Below are 23,683 nucleotides of genomic sequence, written 5' to 3'. Positions count from 1 at the left end.
GTGAGTGTGCCCGACGCCCATCTGTCCGACAAACGACCTGCCACCCAACGAGTGGGCTTTCATGCCACCGTCGACGTCCGGTGGTCGGATATGGACGTGTACCAACACATCAACCATGCCCGGATGGTCACGCTCCTCGAAGAGGCACGGATTCCCTGGCTGTTGGTGGACGGGAGGCCGACGGCGAATCTGCGCCACGGAGCGGTGATCGCGGATCTGCACGTGAAGTATCGGGGCCAGCTCCGGCACGAGGACGGCCCCCTCGATGTCTTCATGTGGATCGACGCCGTGCGGGCGGTGGACTTCGTCGTCGGATACGAGGTGCGGGCCCGCGGTGCCTCACTGGACACCCCTGCGGCCGTGGTGGCGTCGACGCAGATCGCGGCGTTCGATATCGATGCGCAGCGGTTGCGTCGGCTCACCCCGACCGAGCGTGAGTTTCTCCTGAGCTGGCAGCGTGTATGAGCGTGTACTGACCGTGCCCGATGCGGTCGAGCGGGAGAACCTCGCGACGTTCTGCACCAGGGCGCTGCGTCTGGACGAAGCTGCGGTGATCCGTATGCGGACCCGTGAGGGCGGCGGTGTGTCCTGCTGGGCCGCAACGGGTTTCGATGCGCTCGCGGCTCGGGTGATCACCGGAACCGTGGTGCCCGACGACACCAGCGCCGGTGCCGACGTGTTGGTCGCGGCAGTCCAGCAGGCGGTCGACGGTGTGATCGACCCGGGATTCTCGATGGATTCGGCCTGGCGCGGTGCCCTGCCGCCGGACGGCGGATTCGGCCACGTCGACGATGTGCCCGCCAGGGTGCTCGTGGAGCTCGCGCAACGGGGCGTCGCGCTGGCCAAGGAACACGGCAGCAGTCACGGACCGCCGAGTTCGTTGCTCGAACAGGAAGTTCTGCACGTCGCGGGCGACAGCGACGACGTCTCGATCTCCATGCGGACGGTATTCGCGCTCACCGCAATGGGTTTCGTTCCACACAGTGGCAACGATCCGATGACTGTCGACGTGGACCCGGATCGGATCGCGCCCGACGAGGTGGTTCGTGTGCGGGTGTCGAAGGTCTGGCTACGCCTCGATGCCCGCTACGGCTCGGTCTTCGCTCGTCGCGCGGGACAGCAGTTGTCGCTCACCGTCGAGCGTTAGACGAGCCACGCAGCAGCGTTCGCCGGAAGCCTGCCGTCCACCAGTGGAGCACTGGCCAGCAACAACTCGCCGGGAGGCAGCGGGATCGATTCCTCCGACGCGTTCAAGGCGCAGATCAGGCCGCCGCGTCGACGAAACGCCAGGCAGCCGGGAGGTGCTCCGTACCAATCGATTCCGTTGCCGGTGAACTCCGGTCGCAGAGCCCGCAGCTCGAAGGCGGTCCGGTAGAGGCTCAGCATCGAATCGACGTCTTCGAGTTGAGCCTCGGCGGTGTACCCGTCCCATTCCGGCGGCATCGGCAGCCAGGTTCGATCGGTGGCGGAGAACCCGAACGGCGGTGTGTGCCCCTCCCATGGCATCGGCACTCGGCAGCCGTCGCGGCCACGCTCGGCGTGCCCGGATCGCTCCCACACCGGATCCTGCAACGCACTGTCGGGAAGTTGCACGTTGGGCAACCCGAGTTCGGCACCGTTGTACACGAAAATCGTTCCGGGAAGCGCCAATTCCACCAGGATCATGGCGCGGGAGCGCGCCCGACCGAGCTCCCCACCGCCGTACCGGGTGACCTCGCGCTCGACGTCGTGGTTCGACAACGTCCACGTGGGAGTTCCGTCGACCAGTTCTACTGCGGCAAGGGAATTGGAGATGGCATCGCGGATGGTCGCGGCATCGAAATCGACACTGGCCAGCCGGAAGTTGAAGCCCAGGTGCAACTCGTCGGGCCTGATGTACTCGGAGAAGCGCACATTGTCCTGCACCCAGATCTCGCCCACGGTCACCGCGTGGGGGAACTCGTCCATGACTGCTCTGATGCGGCGATGCAGGTCGTGGACCCGAGGATTGTTGAACCGGGGATCGTCGTCGTCGTTCTTCATCAACGCGTTGAGTTCGAGACTCATGTCGGCCAGGTCCACCGGTTTGGCCATGCCGTGTGCCACATCGAGTCGGAAGCCGTCGACACCGCGGGAAAGCCAGAACCTCAGGGTGCGCGCGAAATCGTCGAACACCTCGGGATTGTTCCAGTTCAGATCCGGCTGTTCGGGCGCGAAGATGTGCAGGTACCACTGGCCGGGGGAGCCGTCGGCCTCGGTGATGCGAGTCCAGGCCGGTCCGCCGAAGATGCTCGGCCAGTTGTTCGGTGGCTGCGAACCGTCGTCACCACGTCCGTCTCGAAAGATGTAGCGGGCTCGCTCGGCACTACCGCGCGCTGCCGTCAGGGCCGATCGGAACCACGGGTGCTCGCTGCTGGTGTGATTGGGCACCAGATCCATCGTGACCTTGATGTCGCGCGCATGAGCTTCGTCGATCAACGCGTCGAAGATCTCCAGGTTGCCGAACAGAGGGTCGATGTCACGGGGATTGGACACGTCGTACCCGTGATCGGCCATGGGCGACCGGGTGATGGGTCCGATCCAGACTGCGTCGATGCCCAGTAGCTCGAGATAGCCGAGCTTGTCGCGAATTCCGTCGAGGTCACCGATGCCGTCGCCGTTGGAGTCCGCGAACGAGCGGGGATAGATCTGGTAGAAGACGGCATCCTGCCACCACAACAGCTCGGAGCTTTCGATCGGATCGGTCACAAGGGGCAATAGTGCCAAACGATCGGCCGCGGAACGATTCAGGGGCGTTGGGCACGATCGGAAAGCGGAATTACAGGTCAACCAACAGTAAAGCTTTGTGCTCATTCACATGACCGACTCCTGTCAGTTCGTTGGGAAAGTGTTGTATGTTCTGCTCTGGAAACCAGTAGCGGCGGAAGCCGCGCCCGACGGTGAGGACGCGACGGAAACCATGATCACTTCGACCATCGAAGCCGTACGACTCGGCGATATCGCACTCGACGACAGCCCTATCGAGCCGGCCTGGATTCTCGACGGAAACCCGCAGGCGCGGCTCGCCGAGTGGTCGAAGAGCATCGACGGCACCACCACCACCAACGTGTGGGACTGCACGGCAGGACGTTTCCGCTGGTACTTCGCCGTCGACGAGATCGTGCACATCATGGACGGTTCGGTGACCGTCTCGAGTGACGACCACGCACCGCGCACCCTGCTCCCCGGCGATGCCGCACTGTTCCGTGCGGGCACCTGGTCGGAGTGGCACGTGGAGAACTACGTACGCAAGCACGCCATCCTGCGCCAGCACCTGCCCGCGCCCGTGAGCTTCGCTCTCAAGATGGCCGGTTCCGTTCGCGCCCGCGTGGGGAAGCTCAAGGCCGCCGTCGGCGGTAAGAGCCCGCAGCGCGTCGGATCGCTGTAGCCCACTCCGCTCCGGACCGTCAGATCGCCGAGTTCATCATCGAATTGGCGGCCATCTCCATGTAGTCGATCAACTGGGCTCGGTGTGCGGAGTCCATGACCTCGGTGCCTATCGACGCGATCGCGATGTGCATGCAACGAAGCCACGCGTCTCGCTCCATCGGTCCGATCCGAAACGGGTTGTGGCGCATCCTCAATCGGGGATGACCGCGCTCGTCGGAATACGTCCGCGGACCGCCCCAGTACTGCTCGAGAAACATCCGCATCCGCCGTTCGGCCGGTGCGAGATCCTCCTCGGGATACAACGGTCGCACTATCTCGTCCTTGGCGACTTCCTCGTAGAACTTCGCCGTGAGTGACCGGAACGTCTCGGCACCGCCTACCGCGTCGTAGAACGTCTGCTGCGGTTCGGTCATCACACTCTCTCTGTTCGATCCTGGTCGGCGTCGGTCACGTTCATTGTCCCTCAGCTGCTGCGTTCGACCGCAACCCCACCCGGACGGCCCAGTGCGTACGGTGCCTTGATGTCGGCATCGTCGAATGCCTGGAGTATCTCCTGGTGGAGTCGTCTCTGTACGGCCCATTGGCGTCCGGGGCGGGTCTTGATCGTGATACGGATGGTGACCGTGTCGGCGCTGACCGCGTTGACTCCGAGCATCTCGGGCGGCTCGAGGATGTCGCTGGCGAAGTCCTTCGACTCCACCACCGCCAGTGTGGTGCGTTCGGCGACTGCGCGGGCCTCGTCGATGTTGGCCGTGTGCGAAACGGGCAGATCGAGAACGGCGACCGCGAAGCCCTGACTCATGTTGCCCACGCGCAGCACCTCGCCGTTGCGGCAGTACCAGACCGTGCCGTTGACATCCCTTATCGTCGTGACGCGAAGCCCCACGCTCTCGACCGTGCCGGTCGCTTCACCGAGGTCGACGACGTCGCCTACTCCGTACTGATCCTCGAGGAGCATGAAGATGCCCGACAGGAAGTCGCGGACCAGGTTCTGAGCACCGAAGCCCAACGCGACACCGACGATTCCGGCCGAGGCGATGAACGGAGCGACATTGACTCCCACGACATCGAGCACCGAGAGCACGAACCACGTGAGAATCATGACCGAGACGGCCGACTTGAGCACCGAGCCGATCGTGTTGGCCCGCTGTTTGCGTCGCTCGTTGAGAATCGCGCCCTTGACGGTGCTCGACGACCGGTCGCGGAGCGGACGCAGCAGCGTCGGAGCCTTCCCGACGTTGTTGCGGGTGAATCGGTCGATCAGTTTGTGCAGGACGAGGCGCAGCACGATGGCGAGGGCCAGATAGCCCAGAGCCTGCAGCGGACGATCGACCAACCAGTCGCGTCCGGTCTCCGTCAGCTCGAAAGCTCGGGTGTCGAGATCTCGCAACAGCGACGGTTCGGGAAGGGACGATGCGGACAGGAAGGTTGATACGGACACCCGAAAAGTCTACGGAGACGCAGAAATCTTGCCAGTCACGCAGCGCATGGAGCCGTCGATCGTCGATCGTGAACGCGAGGACGCGAAATGTTCACCGATCGGCAACAGAAAATGCCGAGAAAAAGGCTGTGCGTGGACGGTGCATTCGTGTTCCACTGTGACTCGTGTTCCACGCAAGCCATGCGCGGGCGCCAACTGTCTCTGGAGTAACGCATGAAGAACTCGCAACACCGCCATCGACAACTCCCGCCCACTGAGGGCCGCACCACGCACGACCAGCGTGAGACGGCCTCGGGGGCTTCTCCGCTGCGTGTGGTGCCGACGGCCCACAGTGCCACGGGCGACGACGCCGTACCGGCGTGGGTCAAGCGCCGTGTGCTGCTCCTCAATGCCACCTTCGAACCACTGACCGCGCTTCCCATGCGCCGGGCGGTGGTTCTTCTCGTTTGCGGGAAAGCCGACGTGGTGCACGACGATCCGGGAGGACCATTCATTCGCTCCGCCGACTTCTCGGTCCAGGTGCCGTCGGTGATCAGGTTGCGGACGTTCGTCCGTGTTCCGTACCGAGCGCGAGTGCCCATGACGCGCGCAGCGCTGATGCACCGCGACCGGTTTCGGTGCGCGTACTGCGGAAGCAAGGCCGAGACCGTCGACCACGTGGTGCCGCGCAGCCGTGGCGGTGGCCACTCGTGGGAGAACTGCGTCGCCTGCTGCGCCTCGTGCAACCATCGCAAGGCGGACAAGCTGCTCAGTGAGATCGGTTGGACGTTGCGCGCCCAATTGGTGCCGCCGAAGGGTCCGCACTGGCGACTGCTGGCGACGACGAAAGAGCTGGACCCCAGTTGGCTCGCGTATCTCGGTGAGGGCGCTGCCTGACGCGGGCGCGTCTGCACAATTGGGTCACAACACCGGCCCCGACGTGGTCCGACGCGCAATTGTCGACTAACGTCACACCCTGTGAGCATTTTTGAGACCACGCTGATATTCGGGGTGATTCCGGTTGCGGTGATCGGACTCATCGGCGCGTTGTCCTTCTTGACCGACAAGCAGCCCGGTATGGACGTTCCCCCCTACCGACTGACGGACGAGTGGACGCGCGAGCCATTGCTGTGGAGTGCTACGGACGAGGTGACTCCCTTCGGAGGCCACGGTTCGCACGACGCCGACACAGCCGATTCGATCGGAGGTTCTGCAAGTGGCAAGTGGTGAACTCGTCCGCAGTGACGTCAGAGAAGAAGACCTGCCCTTCGGTGCTGCGCTCACCGCGAGCGGCCGCGTCTCGGCTGCTCACGAGTTCGGGACGACCAATCCTGAGCACCTGCCGTTCGCGACGCAGGATCTGGTTGCGCTCGACGACGCACTCACGCAGGCGATCCGGCAGACCAAGATCCGGTTCAACGTCTACATCGGTGATCTCGGCGTCGATCCTGCCGCGGGTGCAGATTCGGTGTTTCCCGGCACACCCGATGCCATCCGCTCGGTCCTGATCGCCGTCGACCCCAATCGGCATGCCCTCGAGATCCGCACCGGCAAGCGAGTGTCCAACCGAGCCACCGACCGGGTTGCACAGTTGGGTGTCACCGCCGCGCTCGGCCCGTTTCGCGACGGCAACCTCATCGACGGTCTGGTCGCGTCCGTTCGGGTGATGGCCGCGTCCATCCTCAGCCCGTAGCGCTTCGGCTCCGGACCGCGCACCTACGACGAGGGCCGGTTGCTTCACCTCCAGGTGAAGCAACCGGCCCTCGTCGTCTGTGCCGTCGAGATCAGCTCGCGTCGAACTCCCGCGCAGCGAGAGCGCGGACGACGCCTGCCCTGCCCTCGATCACCAACCGTCGAAGTGCGGGCGGCAGATCGCCGTCCAGGAACCCGTCCGCGGCGGCCAGCGACTGCTCACTGATCGACCAGGACGGGTACAGCCCGATCACCACGGTCTGCGCGACCTCGCTCGATCGACGAGACCAGACACCTTCGATGGCGTCGAAGTAGCGGGCGACATACGGTTCGAGCAGCTCGCCCTGACCTGGGCCTGCGAAGCCGCCGATGATCGAGCGCGCGGTGATGTTGGGAACGGCGTCGTCGTCGACCACTGTCGTCCAGGCCTGCTCCTTGACCTCTGCGCTGGGCCGAGCGGCTCGTGCCGCCGCTGCCGACCGAGCTCCGGCGGCAGTGTTGTCTCTGCCCGCCTCGGCGTCGATCACCGGTGAGTCCGAGCCGTCGGCGTCGATCGCACCGGCACCGGCCAGCGCCGTGACGATGCGCCAGCGCAGATCGGTATCCACATCGAGACCGGCCAGAGACTGCCCCTCGACATCACCGTCGAGCAGAGCCTTCAACACGTCTGTGTGACGGTCACCGAGTTCGGTGCCGGTGAGAGCATTGACGAAGGCCAGCTGGTGATCCGAGCCTGCTTCGGCACCGCGCGCCAACTCGAGCAGCGCATCGGCGAACTCGGGCGTACCGTGCTCGGTTGCCCATGCCGGATCGGCGTAGCTGGAGATGGCGGTCTGGGCTTGCAGCAGAAGGCGTTGCACCACACCCACTTCCGTCTCACCGCCGATTCCGCGCTGGACGAGGGCCACGAAGTCTCGTGCCTTCATCTCCGCGGACCGGGTCATCTCCCAGGCGGCCGACCACGCAAGGGTGCGGGGGAGTGGCTCGGCGATGTCGCCGATTCGAGAGAGGAGGACGTCGAGCGAATCCGGGTCGAGTCGGACCGCGCAATACGTGAGGTCGTCGTCGTTGACCAGGACGAGCTTGCCGCGCGAAACACCAACCAGCGCGTCGACATTCGTCGACTCGGCAGCGTCGAGGTCGAGTTCGACGCGGTCCGTGCGCACCAGTTTGCCGTCGACGTCGTCGTAGATGCCGACCGCGATGCGGTGCACGCGATGCTCGCCTGCACCCGGGGCAGCTCCGGTCTGCAGCACGGAGAAGCGGGTGAACTTGCCGTCGGCGTCGACGTCGAAATCCGGGCTCAGCGTGTTCAGGCCGGTGGTGCGCAGCCACTGCGCGCCCCAATCGGAGAGATCGCGTCCCGACGACTTCTCCAGAGCGGCAAGCAGATCCGAGAACGTGGCGTTGGCGAAGGCATGATCGACGAAGTACGCGCGCAACCCGGCGAGGAAGTCCTCCTTACCGACGTAGGCCACCAGTTGCTTGAGCACACTCGCGCCCTTGGCGTAGGTGATGCCGTCGAAGTTGACCTCCACCGCCGCGAGATCGGGAATGTCGGCGGCGATGGGGTGCGTCGACGGCAACTGGTCCTGTCGGTAGGCCCAGGCCTTCTCGACGTTGGCGAAGGTGGTCCACGCGTTGGTGTATTCGGTTGCCTCGGATTGGCACAGCACCGACGCGAACGTCGCGAACGACTCGTTGAGCCACAGGTCGTCCCACCACGTCATGGTCACCAGGTCGCCGAACCACATGTGTGCCATCTCGTGCAGCACGGTCTCGGCGCGACGCTCGTAGGAGTAGCGCGTCACCTTGGAGCGGAAGACGTAGTCCTCCAGGAACGTGACGGCACCCGCGTTCTCCATGGCACCGGCATTGAACTCGGGAACGAAGAGCTGGTCGTACTTGCCGAAGGCGTAGGGAGTGCCGAAGTTCTCGTGGTAGAAACCGAAGCCCTGCTTGGTCTCGGTGAACAGGCGTTCCGCGTCCATGTGCTCGGCAAGTGATGCGCGGCAATAGATTCCGAGGGGAATGGTGCCGTGGTCGTCGGTGTACGAGTCGGTCCACTCCGCGTACGGTCCGGCGATCAGCGCGACGAGGTACGTGCTCATCAACGGGGTCGTGTCGAACACGTGCTCGCCCGCTGCAGGCTCGGCGCCGTGCGCGGCATTGGAGATGACGGTCCAGCTCTCCGGTGCGGTGACCTTCAGGTCGAAGGTGGCCTTGAGATCGGGCTGATCGAAGCAGGCGAACATGCGCTTGGCATCGGCGGTTTCGAACTGCGAGTAGAGGTAGACCGTGCCGTCCGACGGGTCGACGAAGCGGTGCAGTCCCTCCCCGGTGTGCGAGTAGAGGCAGTCCGCGTCGACGACGAGTTCGTTGTGCTCGGCCAGATTCTCGAGCGCCAGTCCCGTCGATTCGTCGTAGTTCGCGGTATCGAGATCGGTGCCGTTGAGCGTCGCGGAGCGGATCGTGCTCGCGATGACGTCCACGAAAGTCGACGCCCCGGCGGTGGCCGCGAACGTGATGGTGGTGAGCGAGCGGAACGTCTTCTCGCCGGGATTGCCCTCGCCGTCGGTGAGATCGAGAACGATCGCGTACTTCGTTTCCCCGATGATCGCCGAACGCTCGGAGGCTTGGTCACGCGTCAGGTTGGGAGCAACCACTTCAGTCGACACCTCTTCGTGTAGTTATGGATAGTGCCTTCCATCCCATCACGTCACGCGTACCCCGCGCTGGCCGACGGGCCGTGCGGAATGTCTGCGCGGTGGGCGGTTGTTACGCAATGAAGAGACGTTGACCTCGACTTCCAAGGAGTAGGACAGTGGCCGGTTCAGGACAGAAAGACACCGCGGATTTTTGGTTCGACCCACTGTGCCCGTGGTGCTGGATCACCTCGCGGTGGATTCTCGAGGTGCAGCAGGTGCGAGACATCGACGTGAACTTCCACGTCATGAGCCTGGCAGTGCTCAACGAGGGCCGCGATCTGCCCGAGGAGTACGCCGCAATGATGAAGAAGGCCTGGGGGCCGGTCCGCGTGGCGATCGCCGCAGCCAAGCTGAAAGGTGACGAGATCCTCGACCCGCTGTACGCGGCCATGGGAACGCGAATCCACAACGAGGGCAACAAGGATTTCGACGTCGTGATCGCGGAGTCGTTGGCCGAACTGGACCTGCCCGGTGACCTCGCGAAGGCCGCCGAGAGCACCGACTACGACGAGGACCTGCGGACCAGTCATCACGCAGGCATGGACAAGGTCGGACCCGACGTGGGCACCCCGACCATCCACGTCAACGGCGTGGCCTTCTTCGGCCCTGTGCTCTCCCGAATCCCGCGGGGCGAAGAGGCAGGCAAACTCTGGGACGCATCGGTGATCTTCGCGTCGTACCCGCACTTCTTCGAGCTCAAGCGCAGCCGCAACGAGGATCCGCAGTTCGACTGATCGCGCTACCCCTCGTGCGTCGAATATTGCGGTAGGAGTGCAACTTTCGCGCACGAGGGCGCGGGTTGATACAGCTAGGCGACGATCCGATCCGACGGGTCGGCGGTGCCGAACACTCGGTGCTCGCCGATGTGGAAGCGTCGCGCCGACCACGCCGCCGCGGCTGCGTCGAGGAAGTCGTCGACGGCGGGACCGAGTGGTAGATCGTCCAGGCCGACGTGTTCGCTCCACCGCATCAGGGTGGCGAGCCGTTGTCCGACTCCGCGGCCGGTCTTCTTCGACGAGAAGACCGTCGTCGGTGACATGACCCGGAACGAGCATTCGGGATGTACTTCGACGTACTTGTCCGGGTCGAAGTTTGCATCCCGCCACGCCTTCACGGACGGCAGGATGTGCCACGTCTGCTTACTGATGGCTTTGCCGGTGATCGCCCGCGAGATCGAACACGCCTGGTCGTACGACGCGGCGTCGAGTACGTCGACGACGGGTGTGTGGAATATCGAGCTGCGTGCCGGGCCCAGGAACGTCTTGGCCTCCAGCTCGCTGACGCGATAGCCGCGCTCGGGCAACGACAGTGACATGTCCACGCCCACCCGTGCGCAGTCCCGTGTCACCTCGAGCACCTCCGTCACCGACGCGCACTCGGTCCACGTCAAGGTCGTCCCGGTGACGAACGCGACCACCCACGCGCCTTTCGCGCCGTCCACACCGGCGAATTTCTCGGCTTCGGAGTTCACCTGTCAGACTCTAGGCATGCGCGTATACCTGGGTGCCGACCACGCCGGCCTCGAGTTCAAGAATCAGATCATCGAACACCTGACGGCGACCGGGCACGAGCCCGTCGACTGCGGTGCCTTCGACTACGACCCCGTCGACGACTACCCGGCATTCTGCATCGACGCAGCACGCCGCGTCGTCGCCGACCCGGGCAGCCGCGGCCTGGTGCTCGGCGGTTCCGGAAACGGCGAACAGATCGCTGCCAACAAGGTGCCGGGCGCACGCTGCGCGCTGGCGTGGAGCGTCGAGACCGCCAAGCTGGCCCGCGAGCACAACGACGCCCAGCTCATCGGTATCGGTGGCCGCATGCACACCCTCCCCGAAGCACTCGCCATCGTCGACGCCTTCCTGGGGACGCCGTTCTCGGGCGAGGAGCGCCACCAGCGCCGCATCGACATCCTGTCCGAGTACGAGCGCAGCGGCGAGGCACCCGTCGTGCCGGGAAAGCCCGAGTAGGTGCCCGAGGGGCACACCCTGCACCGACTGGCTCGGTTGCATCAACGACGGTTCGGCGGGGCACCGGTCCAGGCAAGCAGCCCACAGGGGCGCTTCACTTCCGGTGCCGCGCTGATCGACGGTCTCGTACTGGAGAAGGCCGAGGCCTGGGGCAAGCACCTGCTGCACCGATACGAGTCCGATCTGATCGTGCACATCCATCTCGGCCTGTACGGAAAGTTCACCGAACAGGCTGTGCCGCTCAACGATCCGGTGGGTGCCGTGCGGCTGCGCATGGTGGGGGAGACGTACGGTGCCGATCTGCGCGGACCCACGGCCTGTGAGATCTACACAGAGGAGCAGGTCGACGCCCTGGTGGCGCGCCTGGGGCCGGACCCGCTGCGCAAGGACGCCGACCCGGATGGGGCATGGGCGCGAATCTCCAAGTCGCGCACAGCAATCGGCACTTTGCTGATGGATCAGAAAGTGTTGGCCGGTGTCGGAAACGTCTACCGCGCCGAAATTCTGTTCCGCCACGAGATCAACCCGATGCGACCGGGCAAAGACCTCGACCGATCCGAGTGGGACGCGATCTGGTTCGACCTCGTCGAGCTGATGAAGATCGGTGTTCGACGCGGTCGCATCATCACCATTCGGCCCGAGGACGATCACGGCGACACCTACGGTGCACGACGGCCACGCTCGTACGTCTACCGCAGGCAGGGATATCCCTGCCGGGTGTGCGGAGCAGACATCCTGCACTCGGTGATGCAGGCGCGAAACCTGTTCTGGTGCCCCGTGTGTCAGGCGACCTAGAACCCGCCGAAGTCGCCTCCGCCGCCGAAGTCGCCGCCACCGTCGAACATGCCGCCGCCGCCGCCGTCGTCCATAGCGCCGTATTCCTCGTTGCCGCCCATGTCGTCGCCCGAACCCCCGTCCGAACCGTCGGCTCCCATGTCCCCGCCGGCTGCGGTTTCGTCGGGCACTCCGGCCATGCCGGAGAACATGGCCGAGAACAGGAACATCGAGCCCATTCCCCATGCGCCGGCGACCAGGGCCGGCCGCCACCACGGCTCGGAGTACCAGCCTGCGGGCACCGGTCGGCCCGCGACTCGGCCACCCGGGTAGTAGTTCGGGGTGCGATCGGACGGATCCGGTGACGCCGCGATCTCACGGCCCTCGAAGTCGACCTTGCGATCCTCGGTGACTCGACCCGCCTGCTGTTGGCCGTCGATGCCCTGCACCTCCGGGCCCGGGTCCATTCCCATCGCCAGGCGCGCGGCGCGGATGTAGTAGAGCCCCTCGAGCGCTGTCTGCTTGGCCAGTCGAGCCTGTTCGGGGGTAGTGGCCTGGTCGATCTGCGAACCGGCAGCGATGTTGCGCTCGGACGCGTCGGCCAGGGCCTGCTTGGACGGTGTGTCGGTGCCGATCAGGTTGTAGACCTGCCCGCCGAGGCGTTCGATCGATTGGCGGGCATCGGCCTTCGCGTCGGCCAGGGCGGTTTCGGCCGCTGCGGCCGAGTTCTTCTTGCTTCGCAGCACCAGTAGGGCCACTGCGGCGACGACGAGAACGATCAGGACTATTTCCACTGCGGGCCTTCCGCCGACGGTGCATGCCCGGTTCGTACGGACAATTCGGACACCGTCCAGGGTACGCGGACACGAAAAAGCCCCGCACTGACAGTGCGGGGCTTCTCGATGGAGCCGATGACGAGAATCGAACTCGCGTAGCCTGTTTGGAAGACAGGGGCTCTACCATTGAGCTACATCGGCGTGCAAACAACAGTCGTGGGATCGCCAGTTCCGTCGCCTGCGTTTCAAGACTGTACCCAACGCCGCTGCCGGATTCCAAACCGGCATGCCGCGCAGGTTCGGCCGAACGCCTTCGGTGGGGCGCCGATGAGGGGCTACTATCGGTTGCTGTTCAATGGTGTGGGTACGACGGGGTGTGGCGCAGCTTGGTAGCGCATCCGCTTTGGGAGCGGAGGGTCGCAGGTTCAATTCCTGTCACCCCGACAAATGAGGGCCGCAGGCACGGTTCGCCGTGTTCGCGGCGAGCGAGGTAAGACCGCAAGCCAGCACCGTAAGCACCACCAGCAAGCAAGAATTACCAGAAGGAGCATGTTCCGTGAAGAGCACCGTCGAGCAGCTGAGCCCGACGCGAGTCCGTATCAACGTTGAGGTGCCCTTCGAGGAGCTCAAGCCTGATTTCGACCGCGCGTACAAGGCTTTGGCTCAGCAGATCCGCCTCCCCGGCTTCCGTCCCGGCAAGGCTCCGGCCAAGTTGCTCGAAGCGCGCGTCGGCCGTGGGGCAGTTCTCGAGCAGGTCGTCAACGACGCTCTTCCCTCCCGTTACTCCGAGGCCGTGACCAACGAGAAGGTCAAGGTCATCGGCCAGCCCGAGATCGAGATCACCAAGATCGAGGACGGCACCGAGCTCACGTTCACCGCCGAGGTCGACGTGCGTCCCGAGATCGATCTGCCCGACTACTCGACCATCAGCGTCGTCGTCGATCCGCTCGAGATCAAGGACGAGGCCGTCGACGAGCAGCTGCAGTCGCTGCGCCAGCGCTTCGGCACCTTGACCGGTGTCGATCGCCCGGTCCAGTCCGGTGACTTCGTCTCGATCGACCTCTCGGCCACTGTCGACGGCGAGAACGTGGAAGAGGCAACCGCGAGCGGACTGTCCCACGAGGTCGGCTCCGGCCAGCTCATCGAGGGACTCGACGACGCGATCATCGGCGTCTCGGCCGACGAGTCGAAGGAGTTCACCTCCACCCTGGTCGCCGGCGAGTACGCGGGCAAGGAAGCTGTCGTCACGGTCAAGGTCGTGTCCGTCAAGGAGCGCGAGCTGCCCGAGGCCGACGACGAGTTCGCTCAGCTCGCCAGCGAGTTCGACACGTTCGACGAGTTGCTGGCCGATCTGAAGACGCGCGTCGAGCGAGTCGCGAAGGTCGAGCAGGCCGGTCAGATCCGCGACAAGGTGCTCGAGACGCTGCTCGAGACCCTCGACATCCCGGCTCCCGAGGCCGTCGTCAAGGCAGAGGTCGATTCCCAGGTGCACGAGGCCATCCACGGCCTCGACCACAACGAGGAAGCGCTCGCCGAGCTGCTCGAATCGCAGGGTTCGAGCCGCGAGGAATTCGACAAGGACGTCAAGGAAGGTGCCGAGAAGTCGGTGCGTACCCAGCTCCTTCTCGATGCGATCGCCGAGGCCGAGAACACACAGGTCGGGCAGGAAGAGCTCACCGAGCGGATCATCTTCCAGGCGCAGCGCTACGGCATGCCGCCCGAGCAGTTCATTCAGCAGGTGCAGCAGGCCAACCAGCTCGGTGCCGTCTTCGCAGACGTCAAGCGCGGTAAGGCCCTCGCATCGGTCGTCGAGCGCGTCACCGTGACCGACACCAACGGTGCGAGCGTCGACACGGCCGAGCTGTTCGGCAGCCCCGCCGATGCTCCCGACGAGGTCGAAGCAGCAGATTCTTCCGAGGGCGAACAAGAGAAGTAACGCTCACAGCGAACGACGGCGGTTCCGGGACTCCGGAGCCGCCGTCTTTCGTTAGTGTCTGTGTCAGGAACCAACGATTTGTTATGAAAAGGCAGGTACCGTGACTGTTCAGAATCCGGCGGCTTCGCACGAGCAGAGTCCCGTCATGACTTCGGCCGCAGCAGGCCTGAATCTCAGCGACTCCGTGTACGAGCGTCTGCTTCAAAACCGCATCATTTTCCTCGGTACCCAGGTCGACGATGACATCGCCAACAAGTTGTGCGCGCAGATCCTGCTGCTCTCCGCCGAGGATGCCACCCGCGACATCTCGCTGTACATCAACTCGCCCGGTGGCTCGGTCACCGCGGGTATGGCCATCTTCGACACGATGGAATTTGCCGAGTGCGACATCGCGACCTACGGAATGGGTCTGGCTGCCTCGATGGGTCAGTTCCTGCTCTCGGCCGGAGCCAAGGGCAAGCGCTACGCGCTGCCGCACGCGCGCATCATGATGCACCAGCCCTCGGCCGGAATCGGCGGCAGCGCCTCCGACATCGCCATCATGGCCGAGCAGTTCGCGCACACCAAGCGTGAGATGGCCGAGCTCATCGCTCAGCACACCGGCCAGACCGTCGAGCAGATCACCGAGGACTCCGATCGCGACCGGTGGTTCACCGCGCAAGCAGCCAAGGAATACGGGTTCGTGGACCACGTCGTCAGCCGCGCGCAGCAGGCCGGCGGAATCGGCGAGTAATTCGGCCGCTCCCGGCGACCCTCGATCACTTACATCTTGGAGAAACGATGACAAACCTGTTCGACCCCAATCAGCTGCCGTCCTCCCGATACATCCTGCCGTCCTTCGTCGAGCACTCCAGCTACGGCGTGAAGGAATCGAACCCGTACAACAAGCTGTTCGAGGAGCGCATCATCTTCCTCGGCGTCCAGGTCGACGACGCGTCCGCCAACGACGTCATGGCACAGCTGCTGGTGCTCGAGGGACTCGATCCCGACCGTGACATCACCATGTACATCAACTCGCCCGGTGGCTCGTTCACCTCGCTGATGGCGATCTACGACACGATGCAGTACGTCCGCGCCGATGTTGCGACCGTCTGCCTCGGCCAGGCCGCGTCTGCCGCCGCCGTCCTGCTCGCCGCCGGTACTCCCGGTAAGCGTGCAGCACTGCCCAACGCACGCGTGCTGATTCACCAGCCCTCGAGCGGTGGCATTCAGGGCCAGGTGTCCGACCTGGAGATCCAGGCCGCCGAGATCGAGCGCATGCGTCGACTCATGGAGACCACTCTCGGCCGCCACACCGGCAAGGATCCCGACGTCATCCGCAAGGACACCGATCGCGACAAGATCCTCACCGCAGAGCAGGCCAAGGACTACGGGATCATCGACACCGTGTTCGAGTACCGCAAGCTCTCCGCCCAGAAGTAGCAGAGCGAGTACCACCGGTCGGACCGGATCGGTCCGGCAGAAGATTCCGACGCCGGGTGTGAGTGTGAAACTCCGCCCGGCGGTCGCGATCGAGGACCCGAATGCTGCATTCGGCGAAATCGGGTGGCGAATCACCGGAAACAACCCGCCCATGTTCGGCGAACACGGGTACCGTCGCATCCAAGAACTCGGTCGACCGAAGTCGGCATGACGACAGACCGAGAAGTAGCCCACGAAGGTTTCGGCCACACCCGGTCGGCGTGGGTCGTACGCGGACAAGGAAGTAGGAACCTCCGAATGGCACGCATCGGTGACGGTGGCGATCTGCTGAAGTGCTCCTTCTGCGGCAAGAGCCAGAAGCAGGTCAAGAAGCTCATCGCTGGACCAGGGGTGTACATCTGCGACGAGTGCATCGACCTCTGCAACGAGATCATCGAAGAGGAATTGGCCGAATCGAGCGAAGTCAAGCTCGACGACCTCCCCAAGCCCTCCGAGATCAAGGACTTTCTCGAGAACTACGTGATCGGTCAGGACGCTGCCAAGCGCACGTTGGCCGTTGCGGTCTACAACCACTACAAGCGCATCCAGGCCGGTGACAAGGCGCGCGACGTGCGAGGCGAATCCGTCGAACTGGCGAAGTCGAACATCTTGATGCTCGGACCGACGGGGTGTGGAAAGACGTACCTCGCGCAGACCCTGGCCAAGATGCTCAACGTGCCCTTCGCCATCGCCGACGCCACCGCCCTCACCGAGGCCGGCTACGTGGGCGAGGATGTCGAGAACATCCTGCTCAAGCTGATCCAGGCCGCGGACTACGACGTCAAGCGCGCCGAGACCGGCATCATCTACATCGACGAGGTCGACAAGATCGCGCGCAAGAGCGAGAACCCGTCGATCACGCGCGACGTGTCCGGCGAAGGCGTGCAGCAGGCGCTGCTCAAGATCCTGGAAGGGACCCAGGCCAGCGTGCCGCCGCAGGGCGGTCGCAAGCATCCGCATCAGGAGTTCATCCAGATCGACACCACCAATGTGCTCTTCATCGTCGCTGGCGCATTCGCCGGACTCGAGAAGATCGTGTCCGATCGGGTCGGTAAGCGCGGGCTCGGCTTCGGAGCCGAAGTTCGCTCCAAGGCCGAGATCGACACGCAGGATCACTTCGCCGAGGTGATGCCCGAGGATCTGATCAAGTTCGGTCTGATTCCCGAGTTCATCGGTCGACTGCCGATGATCGCGTCGGTGACGAACCTGGACAAGGAATCGCTCGTGACGATTCTGTCCGAGCCGAAGAACGCGCTGGTCAAGCAGTACCGCCGCTTGTTCGACATGGATGGCGTCGAGCTCGAGTTCACCAGCGAGGCCCTCGAGGCAATCGCAGACCAGGCGATTCTGCGCGGAACCGGTGCTCGTGGATTGCGCGCCATCATGGAAGAAGTTCTGCTCCCGGTGATGTACGACATCCCGAGCCGCGACGACGTCGAGAAGGTCGTCGTGACTGCCGAGACCGTCAACGACAACGTGCTGCCGACCATCGTGCCGCGCAAGCCCGAGCGTCCGGAGCGCCGCGACAAGTCCGCCTGACACGCGCCGATCCATCAGCTGAACGACGAATCCCCGACCTCATCGCGAGGTCGGGGATTTGTCGTTTCTCGCTGTGTTCAGCCGATGATCACCGCGTGCGCGCCCGGTGCGTCGGGCACGGCGGGAAATCGGCGTCGAACCAGTGGATCGTGGCCTGGTACGACGATGCCGGTGCCCGCGGCGAGCTCCCGGATTCGGTCGAAGGCCCCGTACATGTCCGGCAGAGCATGCAGGATCGCGAACGGGCTGTCGTCCTCGATGTTCTCGTAGAAATGACTGGCGTCGGAGGCCAACACCACCGGGCCACGCTCGGTGTTCACCCTGACCACCTGCATGCCTGCGGTGTGTCCCCCGACCGCGTGAACGGACAGCCCGGGAAACAGGTCCAGATCGCCGTCGACGAGGTCGAGCCGAGCGCCTCGATCGGCGGATTCGATGTGTTCGGTGTCGGCTCCCGAGTGCAACCACTGTTCTCGGGTGATGCGGGCGGCCCACGGCCCGGTCCAGTATTCGAGCTCTTTGCGCTGCACCACGTATCGCGCGGTCGGAAGTTCCGCGACGACCCCGGTGTGGTCGTAGTGCAGATGGGTCAGGATGCAGGTGCCGATGTCGTTCGGTGTGAGGCCGAGTTCGCCGAGCAGGTCGATGGGTGACCCGTGATAGTCGAGCCCGTCCATCGATTCTGCTGTGGCGGGGGAAAGTCCGGCGTCGATCAGCACCGTGCGGGTGTCCGACAGGGCGAGCCACACGTAGTAGGCCACCGCCTGGTTTTCGGTGCTGCGCTCGTCACGTTGGTGAAAGAGATTGCTGCGCAATGCTGTTCGGCCGGCATACTGCAGGGCGAGCACCGTCCAGGTGCCCGCCGCTGCAGGTCGAAGTGCGTCGATCACGATCTCGGTCAGATCGACGCGACGCGTGCGCTGTCGGTGGTGCGGGTCGGGACACCGAGCTCGTCGGTGGGGGTACGGAAGGTCTCCTTCGAAGTCGCGACGATGATGACGTTGATGGTGCAGAAGACCGCGGTGACGATCGCGACGGGCAGCCACGCACCGACCTCGGCTCCGGCGATCGCCCCTGCGATGGTCGGCGCGAATCCTGCGATGGCGAAACCGATCTGGGTTCCCAGCGCGGTTCCGGTCAGGCGAACCCGGGCCGGGAACATCTCACCGTAGAACGAGGGCCAGACGCCGCCGGTGGCGCTGTGCACGAATCCGAACATCACGATGCCGAAGACGAAGATGAGGACGTAGTTGCCGCTCGAGATGGACCACAGGTAGCCGAACATCAGGATCGCGCAACCGATGGAGCCGAACAGGAACACCGGCTTGCGTCCGATGCGATCCGACAGGGCGCCGAAGAAGGGCAACGCGAAGAGTGCGACGACGTTGGCGAGAACGCCGACCCACAGCATGGGGGTGCGTTCGAGGCCGACGGTGTTCACGGCGTAGGACAGGGCGTAGACGGTGAAGATGGTGCTGACGGAGGCGATCATGGCGGCCAGCATGACGCGGACCACGGCCGGTCGATGCTCGCTGAGCAGCTCGGTCACGGGCAGGCGCTGCGGTTCGTTGGAGGCCACTTCTTCCTCGAAGACCGGGGTCTCGTCGAGCGAGCGGCGGATCACGAAGGCGGCGACGACGACGAAGGCACTGAGGAAGAACGGGATTCGCCAACCCCAGCTGAGCAGCGCTTCCTCGGGGAGCATGGCGACGGGCAGGAACACCGCGGTGGCGAGGATCTGTCCGCCCTGGGTGCCGCTGAGGGTGAAGCTGGTGAAGAACGCGCGCCTGTTGTCCGGGGCGTGTTCGAGCGTCATCGAGTTCGCTCCGGCCTGCTCACCGCCGGCAGAGAATCCCTGGCACAACCGAAGCAGCACCAGGATGATGGGCGCGGCGATGCCGATGGATTCGTAGGAGGGCAGGACGCCGACGCCCAGGGTGGCGATACCCATCAGCAGGACGGTGGCGACCATGACCTTCTTGCGTCCGTAGCGATCACCGATGTGGCCGAGGACCAGGGCACCGAGCGGACGTGCGAGGTAGCCGACGCCGAAGGTGGCCAGGGCCAGCAGGGTTCCGGTCGCCGGGTTGGAGCCCGGGAAGAACACGCGGCCGAAGACGAGTGCGGCTGCGGTGCCGTAGATGAAGAAGTCGTAGTACTCGAGGGCGCTTCCGACCCACGCGGCGGTCGCCGCTTTACGCGGGTTCGCCCCGGGGCGAAGCGGCGTCGGGTGGGTGCCAGGGTTGTGCGAATCCATCGTTCTCGTGTCTCTCTTCGTGAGGCGGGGGAGCTTAGGCGCTGGTCGACGACGCGTTCTACGGCGATCGGACCGCTAATGTACTAAACGGTTAACACCGGGTGCCTCTGAATAGTGAACGTGATCCATGCCACGTGTCAACCCCTGAAGTGACGAGACCTACCGAGACGGCGTGAATATCAGCGAGAAGGCGAGGTCAGGAACGCGATGATCATGTCCCCGAGCATCGAGCGCAGACGCTCGCGATGCTGGGGATCGGTGAGGTCGCGGCCGAAGAGGGCCTCGAAGGTGTACCGGTTCGACAGCCGGAACACGCAGAAGCTGCTGATCGTCATGTGCACGTCGAGGGCATCGACATCCGTTCGGAACACCCCGTCGGCCTGTCCTCGGGTCAGGATCCTCGACAGCAGTTCCGCAGCGGGATTGCCGAGGTTGCTCAATGCCTCGGACGTGGAGATGTGTTCGCCGCGCAGGATGTTCTCGGTGGAGACCAGGCGGATGAAGTCGGGATTCTCCTCGTGGTGGTCGAACGTCAGTGATGCGATGGCGCGAATGGCTTCGATCGGTCCGAGGCCCTCGACGTCGACGTCTCGCTCCCGCTCACGAATGCGCAGGTAGGACCGCTCGAGAACGGCCTTGTACAGGCCTTCCTTGTCGGTGAAGTAGTAGTACAACATCCGCTTGGTCGTGTGCGTGCGCTGGGCGATCTCGTCGATGCGCGCCCCTGCAAATCCTTTGTCCGCGAACTCCTCGGTGGCCACCTCGAGGATGTTGTGCCGGGTCAGGTCGCTGTTGCGTCGACGTTTGACGGTGGGTCCGCTGGTGTCGTCGGACGTGTCGGTTGCGCGCGGAGCCATGGATCAACTCTATCGGCGCCGATTCCGGCGAAAGGGTTGGGCGCGAGGCGGACGCGTAGTACCGTCGAGCTAATTCACCAATTCGTACATTAAGGCTCGAGGAGATCGACATGCCGGAATCCCTGCTCTGCGGACTGATCGGGACGGGTATCGGCAAGTCGCTCACGCCCGCGATGCACGAACGGGAGGGCGCCGAGCACGGGCTGACCTATCAGTACCGAATCATCGATCTGGACAGCCGAGGACTGACCGTCCTGGACCTGCCCCGTCTCGTCTCGACCGCCGCAGACCTCGGATTTCGAGGACTCAACATCACGCACCCGTGCAAGCAACGCGTCATCTCCACTCTCGACGCGCTCTCCGAGGACGCAGCCCGACTCGGAGCCGTCAACACCGTGGTGTTCGCCGACGGCCGAGCCGTCGGCCACAACACCGACTGGTCCGGATTCGATCGCAACTTTGGCCGAGGCCTACCCGGTGCCGACATCGGTGACGTGGTGCAACTCGGTGCCGGGGGAGCGGGTGCAGCAGTTGCCTACGCGATGGCCCGCCGCGGCGCAGGCAGGCTCACTCTCGTGGACGCCGATCCGCTTCGGGCGCAACAACTTCGTGATTCCCTGTCGGCGATGTTCCCGGACGTCGAGATCCTCTCGGCGGGCCTCGACCGGCTCGCCACCGTTCTCGACACGGCAACCGGGCTGGTGCACGCCACCCCGATCGGAATGGTGGAGCATCCCGGATCTGCTGTGCCCGAGGCACTCCTGAATCCGAGCATGTGGGTCGCCGAGGTCGTGTATCGACCCGCCGAGACCGAGTTGCTCGCTGCCGCATCACGAGCTGGATGCCGAACGCTCAGCGGAACCGGAATGGCGGTGTTCCAGGCCGCCGACGCCTTCGAGATATTCACCGGACGCACCGCCGACGCCGATCGCATGATCGCCCACATGAGCTCGCTGATCGCACTGGAGGATCGTGCGACCGCAGGTGCTCTCGCATGAAGCACATCGCCACATCGGTGGCCACGGTATCGCTCAGTGGTTCGCTGGACGAGAAGATGCGCGCCATCGCAGACGCCGGGTTCGACGGCTTCGAGGTGTTCGAGCCGGACTTGATCAGCTCACCTGACCTTCCCGAGGACATTGCGAAGAAGGCAGCCGACCTCGGTTTGACCCTCGATCTCTATCAGCCCTTTCGCGACGCCGATTCGGCCGACCCGGACCAGTTCGCCCGCAACCTCGTTCGCGCCGAACACAAATTCGACGTGATGGAACAGCTGGGGTGCGATCTGCTGTTGGTCTGCTCCTCGCCGCTGGTAGGTGCCGTCCGTGACGACGCCCTGCTGGTCGAACAGATGGCAACCCTTGCCGAGCGTGCGCATCGGCGCGGAATGCGACTCGCGTACGAGGCGTTGGCGTGGGGTGCCCACGTCAACACCTACCGCCACGCCTGGGACATCGTCCGGCAGGTCGATCATCCCGCGCTGGGAACGTGCCTGGACAGCTTCCACATCCTCTCCCGCGGTGACGATTCCGCGGGTATTCGCGAGATCCCCGGCGAGAAGATCTTCTTCCTCCAGTTGGCCGATGCCCCGCACCTGGTGATGGACGTACTGCAGTGGAGCAGGCATCACCGATGCTTCCCCGGTCAGGGCAGCTTCGATCTGGCGCGCTTCGGTGCCGATGTCGCGGCCTCCGGGTATTCCGGCCCGTGGTCACTCGAAATCTTCAACGACGTCTTCCGCCACTCCGACACCGGCCGCACGGCATCCGACGCGCATCGGTCGCTGCTGTACCTCCAGGAGCAGGTGCGCAGCGTCGAAACACCCTCTGCCGGAAACGATCTGTTCGCACCGCCACCGCCGGGCCCGATCGAGAACGTCGTCTCCCTGCGGATCGCGGCAGGGCCGGCGAAGGCAGCGCAGCTGGGCACCACACTGCGGCACCTGGGCTTCGATCTGACCGCAGCACACAGCGAACACGGACTGAGCCTGTTCACCCAGGGTCCGCTGGCCGTCGCCGTCGACACCACGGTGGACACGCTGTGGACCGCACCGGGCGTCCCGGCTCACCTACCGGCGTTGGCGCAGATCGGGATTCGCAGCGAACGACCGGATCTGTGGCTGACTCGGGCACGCGCACTGGGAGTCACCGCGTCCACCGTCTCGATGCCCGGTGTGGCAGACGCGACCGATGCAGTGGTGCGCCTGGCCGTGACCGGTGCGACGTCGCTGGACCTACGTACCCGCGACAGCGCGGGTGCCTGGCAATCGGCATTCGATCTGGTGCCGAGGGTCGTGGAGGAGAACCGGGCGTGCGTCTCCCACGTGGATCACATCGCACTCGCCGTGCCCGCCGAGAGCTGGGACGGCGTGATGCTGCTGCTGCGCTCGGTGTTCGGCATGGTGCCACACGAGGGCCAGGACGTCGTCGACGCGATCGGCCTGGTACGTAGCCGAGCACTCACACTCGTCACCGCCAACGGCACGATCAGGCTCTCGCTCAACATGGTTCCCGGCCGCCCGTCCGACTCGGACCCTCTGCCCGCGGCCCGGCGCGGAGGCGTCGGACATGTGGCGTTCGGGTGCGAGGACATCTACGCCGCCGCGCGAGCCACGACCGAACGCGGCCTCACCCCGCTCCGGATCTCGCCCAACTACTATCGCGACCTCGACGCGCGATTCGGGCTCGGCTCCGAGACGCTGGAGGCGATGCAGCGTCTCGGGATCCTGTACGACGCGGACGCGACCGGCGGTGAGTTCTTCCACTTCTTCACCGAAACCGTGGGCGACGACCTGTTCTTCGAGGTGGTCCAGCGAGTGGGTGGCTACGAGGGCTACGGGGAGACCAATTCGGCTGTGCGACTGGCGGCGCAACTGCAGTCCTGATCGA

Annotated in this window: 25 protein-coding genes and 2 tRNA genes; 17 read left to right on the top strand and 10 right to left on the bottom strand. The window is 64.7% G+C overall.

Going from position 1 to position 23,683, the window contains the following annotated elements:
- A complete protein-coding gene (locus tag CH271_RS27210) occupies nt 1-465 on the top strand; it encodes an acyl-CoA thioesterase (protein WP_052047860.1) in 465 nt (154 codons plus the stop codon).
- Complete coding sequence (locus tag CH271_RS27205; protein ID WP_094635577.1) at nt 458-1,147, top strand: hypothetical protein; 690 nt, start codon at nt 458-460, stop codon at nt 1,145-1,147. Before CH271_RS27210 ends, CH271_RS27205 begins: the two co-directional genes overlap by 8 nt.
- Here the strand turns inward: CH271_RS27205 and CH271_RS27200 are convergent.
- Nucleotides 1,144-2,832 (bottom strand): glycoside hydrolase family 13 protein, encoded by a 1,689-nt coding sequence (locus CH271_RS27200; RefSeq protein ID WP_373453563.1) that lies wholly within the window; start codon nt 2,830-2,832, stop codon nt 1,144-1,146. The genes CH271_RS27205 and CH271_RS27200 overlap by 4 nt on opposite strands.
- Before the next feature lie 106 nt (nt 2,833-2,938).
- Here CH271_RS27200 and CH271_RS27195 point away from each other — a divergent pair, with 106 nt between their 5' ends.
- Entirely contained in the window at nt 2,939-3,406 is a 468-nt protein-coding gene (locus CH271_RS27195; protein ID WP_037193621.1) for a cupin domain-containing protein, read from the top strand.
- A gap of 19 nt (nt 3,407-3,425) precedes the next feature.
- On the opposite strand, the gene CH271_RS27190 is transcribed toward CH271_RS27195, so the two are convergent.
- Nucleotides 3,426-3,821 carry a globin gene (locus CH271_RS27190; protein WP_037193178.1) on the bottom strand — a complete coding sequence of 132 codons (396 nt, stop codon included), beginning with the start codon at nt 3,819-3,821 and terminating at the stop codon, nt 3,426-3,428.
- Between the two features lie 50 nt (nt 3,822-3,871).
- Complete coding sequence (locus CH271_RS27185; RefSeq protein WP_052047912.1) at nt 3,872-4,831, bottom strand: mechanosensitive ion channel family protein; 960 nt, start codon at nt 4,829-4,831, stop codon at nt 3,872-3,874.
- A 231-nt stretch (nt 4,832-5,062) separates the two neighbouring features.
- On the opposite strand from CH271_RS27185, the gene CH271_RS27180 reads away from it, so the two are divergent.
- From CH271_RS27180 to CH271_RS27170, 3 genes are all read left to right on the top strand, one after another.
- Nucleotides 5,063-5,725 (top strand): HNH endonuclease, encoded by a 663-nt coding sequence (locus CH271_RS27180; RefSeq protein WP_170945983.1) that lies wholly within the window; start codon nt 5,063-5,065, stop codon nt 5,723-5,725.
- 81 nt (nt 5,726-5,806) lie between these two features.
- Nucleotides 5,807-6,058, top strand: coding sequence for an aa3-type cytochrome oxidase subunit CtaJ (ctaJ, locus tag CH271_RS27175; RefSeq protein ID WP_037193173.1), 252 nt, complete (start codon nt 5,807-5,809; stop codon nt 6,056-6,058).
- Nucleotides 6,045-6,521: a DUF5130 family protein gene (locus CH271_RS27170; RefSeq protein WP_037193172.1), complete on the top strand. Its 477-nt coding sequence runs from the start codon at nt 6,045-6,047 to the stop codon at nt 6,519-6,521. The genes ctaJ and CH271_RS27170 overlap by 14 nt, the downstream gene beginning before the upstream one ends.
- A 91-nt stretch (nt 6,522-6,612) precedes the next feature.
- Here the strand turns inward: CH271_RS27170 and pepN are convergent, their stop codons facing one another.
- Entirely contained in the window at nt 6,613-9,186 is a 2,574-nt protein-coding gene (gene pepN / locus CH271_RS27165; protein ID WP_094635575.1) for an aminopeptidase N, read from the bottom strand.
- 158 nt (nt 9,187-9,344) lie between these two features.
- Between pepN and CH271_RS27160 the strand changes: the two genes are divergently transcribed.
- Nucleotides 9,345-9,962: a mycothiol-dependent nitroreductase Rv2466c family protein gene (locus CH271_RS27160; protein WP_037193170.1), complete on the top strand. Its 618-nt coding sequence runs from the start codon at nt 9,345-9,347 to the stop codon at nt 9,960-9,962.
- 74 nt (nt 9,963-10,036) lie between these two features.
- Here the strand turns inward: CH271_RS27160 and CH271_RS27155 are convergent, their stop codons facing one another.
- Complete coding sequence (locus tag CH271_RS27155) at nt 10,037-10,699, bottom strand: DUF429 domain-containing protein (protein WP_094635574.1); 663 nt, start codon at nt 10,697-10,699, stop codon at nt 10,037-10,039.
- Between the two features lie 16 nt (nt 10,700-10,715).
- On the opposite strand from CH271_RS27155, the gene CH271_RS27150 reads away from it, so the two are divergent.
- Together CH271_RS27150 and CH271_RS27145 are read left to right on the top strand one after the other, a co-directional pair.
- A complete protein-coding gene (locus tag CH271_RS27150) occupies nt 10,716-11,195 on the top strand; it encodes a ribose-5-phosphate isomerase (RefSeq protein WP_037193169.1) in 480 nt (159 codons plus the stop codon).
- Nucleotides 11,196-11,990, top strand: a complete 795-nt coding sequence (locus CH271_RS27145) for an Fpg/Nei family DNA glycosylase (protein WP_037193168.1) — start codon at nt 11,196-11,198, stop codon at nt 11,988-11,990.
- Here CH271_RS27145 and CH271_RS27140 read toward each other — a convergent pair.
- Entirely contained in the window at nt 11,987-12,763 is a 777-nt protein-coding gene (locus CH271_RS27140) for a hypothetical protein (protein ID WP_094635573.1), read from the bottom strand. The two genes, CH271_RS27145 and CH271_RS27140, sit on opposite strands and share 4 nt — an antisense overlap.
- A 109-nt stretch (nt 12,764-12,872) precedes the next feature.
- A tRNA-Gly gene (locus CH271_RS27135) sits at nt 12,873-12,946 on the bottom strand.
- A gap of 169 nt (nt 12,947-13,115) precedes the next feature.
- Here CH271_RS27135 and CH271_RS27130 point away from each other — a divergent pair.
- From CH271_RS27130 to clpX, 6 genes are all read left to right on the top strand, one after another.
- Nucleotides 13,116-13,189, top strand: a tRNA-Pro gene (locus CH271_RS27130).
- Nucleotides 13,190-13,301: 112 nt separating this feature from the next.
- Nucleotides 13,302-14,681, top strand: a complete 1,380-nt coding sequence (tig, locus tag CH271_RS27125; RefSeq protein WP_037193166.1) for a trigger factor — start codon at nt 13,302-13,304, stop codon at nt 14,679-14,681.
- 100 nt (nt 14,682-14,781) lie between these two features.
- On the top strand, nt 14,782-15,414 hold the full coding sequence (locus tag CH271_RS27120; RefSeq protein WP_032379221.1) for an ATP-dependent Clp protease proteolytic subunit: 633 nt from the start codon (nt 14,782-14,784) through the stop codon (nt 15,412-15,414).
- Nucleotides 15,415-15,461: 47 nt separating this feature from the next.
- Nucleotides 15,462-16,103 (top strand): ATP-dependent Clp protease proteolytic subunit, encoded by a 642-nt coding sequence (locus CH271_RS27115; protein WP_008715342.1) that lies wholly within the window; start codon nt 15,462-15,464, stop codon nt 16,101-16,103.
- Nucleotides 16,104-16,167: 64 nt separating this feature from the next.
- The gene (locus tag CH271_RS29055) at nt 16,168-16,314 is read left to right on the top strand and encodes a hypothetical protein (RefSeq protein WP_179274630.1); all 147 of its coding nucleotides are present in this window, start codon (nt 16,168-16,170) and stop codon (nt 16,312-16,314) included.
- 86 nt (nt 16,315-16,400) lie between these two features.
- Entirely contained in the window at nt 16,401-17,681 is a 1,281-nt protein-coding gene (clpX, locus tag CH271_RS27110; protein ID WP_027497577.1) for an ATP-dependent Clp protease ATP-binding subunit ClpX, read from the top strand.
- A 77-nt stretch (nt 17,682-17,758) separates the two neighbouring features.
- Here the strand turns inward: clpX and CH271_RS27105 are convergent, their stop codons facing one another.
- The 3 genes from CH271_RS27105 to CH271_RS27095 form a co-directional block, all read right to left on the bottom strand.
- Nucleotides 17,759-18,571 carry an N-acyl homoserine lactonase family protein gene (locus CH271_RS27105; RefSeq protein WP_256986564.1) on the bottom strand — a complete coding sequence of 271 codons (813 nt, stop codon included), beginning with the start codon at nt 18,569-18,571 and terminating at the stop codon, nt 17,759-17,761.
- An 8-nt stretch (nt 18,572-18,579) separates the two neighbouring features.
- A complete protein-coding gene (locus CH271_RS27100) occupies nt 18,580-19,938 on the bottom strand; it encodes an MFS transporter (RefSeq protein WP_094635572.1) in 1,359 nt (452 codons plus the stop codon).
- Between the two features lie 179 nt (nt 19,939-20,117).
- Entirely contained in the window at nt 20,118-20,795 is a 678-nt protein-coding gene (locus tag CH271_RS27095) for a TetR/AcrR family transcriptional regulator (RefSeq protein ID WP_052047858.1), read from the bottom strand.
- A 110-nt stretch (nt 20,796-20,905) separates the two neighbouring features.
- Here CH271_RS27095 and CH271_RS27090 point away from each other — a divergent pair, with 110 nt between their 5' ends.
- The gene (locus CH271_RS27090; RefSeq protein ID WP_094635571.1) at nt 20,906-21,793 is read left to right on the top strand and encodes a shikimate dehydrogenase; all 888 of its coding nucleotides are present in this window, start codon (nt 20,906-20,908) and stop codon (nt 21,791-21,793) included.
- Complete coding sequence (locus tag CH271_RS27085) at nt 21,790-23,679, top strand: sugar phosphate isomerase/epimerase and 4-hydroxyphenylpyruvate domain-containing protein (RefSeq protein WP_094635570.1); 1,890 nt, start codon at nt 21,790-21,792, stop codon at nt 23,677-23,679. The genes CH271_RS27090 and CH271_RS27085 overlap by 4 nt, the downstream gene beginning before the upstream one ends.
- Nucleotides 23,680-23,683: the final 4 nt, after the last annotated feature.

The sequence above is a fragment of the Rhodococcus sp. 05-340-2 genome (genome assembly GCF_002258915.1).
Lineage (GTDB): Bacteria > Actinomycetota > Actinomycetes > Mycobacteriales > Mycobacteriaceae > Rhodococcoides.
This window is presented reverse-complemented; position numbering and strand designations above follow the sequence as displayed.